This is a genomic window from Blastomonas sp. UPD001, assembly GCF_003426715.1.
In the GTDB taxonomy this organism is placed as follows: domain Bacteria; phylum Pseudomonadota; class Alphaproteobacteria; order Sphingomonadales; family Sphingomonadaceae; genus Blastomonas.
This window is the reverse complement of record NZ_QKVT01000180.1, coordinates 1-2,914: the sequence shown is the minus strand read 5'-3', so window position 1 is coordinate 2,914 and position 2,914 is coordinate 1. Positions and strand designations below refer to the sequence as shown.

At 68.7% G+C, this 2,914-nt stretch carries 2 protein-coding genes and 1 pseudogene; all 3 read left to right on the top strand.

What is annotated here, in order from left to right; translation table 11 throughout:
* Positions 1-235 (top strand): annotated as a pseudogene (locus DM995_RS20410) (tail tape measure protein); the annotation flags it as partial.
* Positions 236-238: 3 nt separating this feature from the next.
* The gene (locus DM995_RS20405) at positions 239-2,572 is read left to right on the top strand and encodes a DUF2460 domain-containing protein (protein WP_116970872.1); all 2,334 of its coding nucleotides are present in this window, start codon (positions 239-241) and stop codon (positions 2,570-2,572) included.
* Positions 2,569-2,914, top strand: a 346-nt coding sequence (locus tag DM995_RS20400) for a DUF2163 domain-containing protein (protein WP_116970871.1), incomplete at its 3' end; no start/stop codon positions are given. The genes DM995_RS20405 and DM995_RS20400, both read left to right, overlap by 4 nt.

Below are 2,914 nucleotides of genomic sequence, written 5' to 3'. Positions count from 1 at the left end.
CCGCGCCACCGGCGGGCCGGTCACAGCGGGCCGGCCCTATCTCGTGGGGGAGCGCGGACCCGAACTGTTCGTGCCGCAGGGCTATGGCCGGGTCGAACCGCGTGGCGGCGGGGGCGGACGCGACGTGCGTGTCTCGATCAGCATCAACGCTCCAGCCCAGGCCTCACCCGCCGCCATGCAGGCCTCGAGCCGTCAGGTCGCGCGCGCGGTGCGCCGCGCGCTGATGGAGGATTGAACCATGGCCTATTGGCTGTGCGATGCGCGCCGTGACCAGATGTCGAGCCATATCCAGCGCTTCGATCCGCGCTTCTGGACGGTCAACTTTCCCCGCCCGATGATGGCGTCGGTCGTCACGACGCAGGCCGATGCGCTGCGGGTCGATCTGCAGTTTCACGATCGCGATGCGCTTGCCGGGCTGATCTGGGAGAGCGAGGACCGGTTCGATCACCCCTTGCTCGCCTATGCGACCGGGCGCGACTATCGCCGCACCACGCTGCGGTTCCACTGGCGCTCGTCGGGGATCAAGCTGCTCGACGCGGTGCATGGTCCGACGCTGACCATCGAAGGGCGCGACAGTGCCGGTACGCCGCGCAGCTGGTATGTCCGGCTGTGGAACTATGCCGTCGGCACGCCCGAGGATGCTCTGGTCACCTTGCCCTTTTCGGCACTGTCGGGCGGCTTTGTGCTGCCCGGCGAGGCGGACCCGGTGCATGCGGCGGATATCGACCGCATGTTCATTTCGCTGGTCCCGCCGGGTTATGACACCAGTCCGGGCGCGCTGGAGGCGCCGGCCCATGGCTGGGTCGAACTGACCGGCATGTCCTGCGATGGCGCGGGCGCGGTGCTCGAGATCGGGGACGTGCTCGTGCCGCCGCATGGTCTTTCGATGGCGACCGCCTATGACGACAGCTTCAACCTCACGCCCGCGCGGATCGTGCGCAACATCATCGGCCTGGGCTATCGCGGGTCGATCAACCATTATGTCGGGATGAGCCATTATTTCTCGCTGGCGCAGAGCGGCGGGGATCTGCTGGTGACCACCACAGGCGGCGCGATCAACCCGCCCTGCGCCGCCTGGCACCGCAGTCTGGCGCAGGAGGCGAAGCGCTTCGGCCTCAGCCCGATCCTGTCGCTGTCCTACGAGCTGTTCGACGCGCATTGTCCGGCGGACTGGAAGCAGCGCGCGGAGAATGGCGATCCCGCGCTGACCGGCTGGGTTCCGCCCTCGACCCTGCTCAGCCCGGCCAATCCGGAGGCCATGGCCTATCTGCAGGCGGTCGGTGCAGCGTTCGCCCAGATCCTGGCGGAAGCCGGCCTGCCGGTGCGCTTCCAGGTCGGCGAACCATGGTGGTGGATCATGCCCGACGGGCGCATCTGCCTGTATGACGATGCCGCGCGCGCCGCCCTCGGATCGGCGCTCGTCTCGATCCCGACAATCCGCGCCTCGATGAACGCTGCGCAGCGCGCGATGCTCGACCAGGCCGGCGCGATGCTGGCAGATTCGACTCTGGCGCTGGTCGATGCGGTTCGCGATGCGGTCGCGCCGCAGCCAGTCGAATCTCTGGTGCTGGTGTACCTCCCCACCGTGCTCGACGCTGCAGCGCCCGAGGCGCGGCGCGCCAATGTGCCGGTCGGCTGGGCCTGGCCCGCGTTCGATGTGCTCCAGCTCGAGGATTATGACTGGGTGATCGAGGGGCGCTTTGCCCAGCAGCAGGCCGGGCTCGCCGTGATGCAGCAGCGGCTCGGCTATCCGCTGGCGCAGCAGCACTACATGAGCGGCTTCGTGCTGCTTCCCGAACAGAAGGCCGTCTGGGCGAACATCGCGCGCGCGGCGGAGCTGGCCAGGGAACGCGGGGTGCCCGAAATCCTCATCTGGGCGCTGCCCCAGGTCACGCGCGACGGCTTCACCTATTTCGATCTGGCCAGCGAGGGAGATGCTGCGATGCAGGCCTTTGACGATGTGCTGTTTCCGCTCGCCATCGGCCGCGAGGCGGAATGCACCAGCCGCTTTTCGACCCAGGTCTTCCAGTCGGTGAGCGGGCACGAGACGCGCAACAGCCTCTGGGCCGATGCGAGCCTGAGCTATGATGTCGGGCCTGGCATCCGGTCGGAGGCGGATTGCGCCGAGCTGATCGCCTTCTTCCGCGCCAGGCGCGGTGCGGCGCGGGGCTTTCGGCTGCGCGACCCGCTCGATTGGAGCTTGGCCGAGGCCAACACGCCGCCGCATCATGCCGATCAGCTGCTGGGCGAGGGCGATGGCGTACGGTCGGAGTTCGCGCTGGTGAAAAGCTATGGCGACCCGCCCGACGGCCAGCAGCGGCGGATTACCCGTCCGGTCACGGGCTCGGTGCTGGTATCGGTGGACGGCGCGGCCGTCTCCGGCTGGACGCTCCAGCCCGGCGGCATCATCCGCTTCGCGTCGCCGCCCGCACCCGGTGCCGAAGTGCGCGCAGGCTTTCTGTTCGATGTGCCCGTGCGCTTTGCCACTGACGCGCTGAGCGTGGGCGCGGCCACCTTCGCGGCGGGCGAGGCGGCATCGGTGCCGCTGGTCGAGATCCGCGAGGCGACATGAGGACGCGCTGGTTCGACCGTCCGCTCGAGACGATCGCGATGCTGTGGCATGTCGAGCGGAGCGACGGCATCGCGCTCGGTTTTGCCGCGCACGATCGTGATCTGGTGATCGATCATGTGCGCTATCACGCCGCACCGGGCATGCTGCCCTCGGCGATCGAGATGGACGACGGGCTCGATCCGCTCGACATGGATGTCGGCGGCGCGCTCAGCCATGCGCTGATCCGCTCCGACGATCTGCAGGCGGGGCGCTGGGACGAGGCCGCGATCCGCATGGGCCTGGTTGATTGGGAACGCCCGCACGAGGGCATCGCCTGGTTCTGGCATGGCCATCTCGGCGCAG

Bases quoted from the DNA above. Each gene is read 5' to 3' on its own strand.
- DM995_RS20405 (WP_116970872.1), top strand. From the start codon at position 239: ATGGCCTATTGGCTGTGCGATGCGCGCCGTGACCAGATGTCGAGCCAT.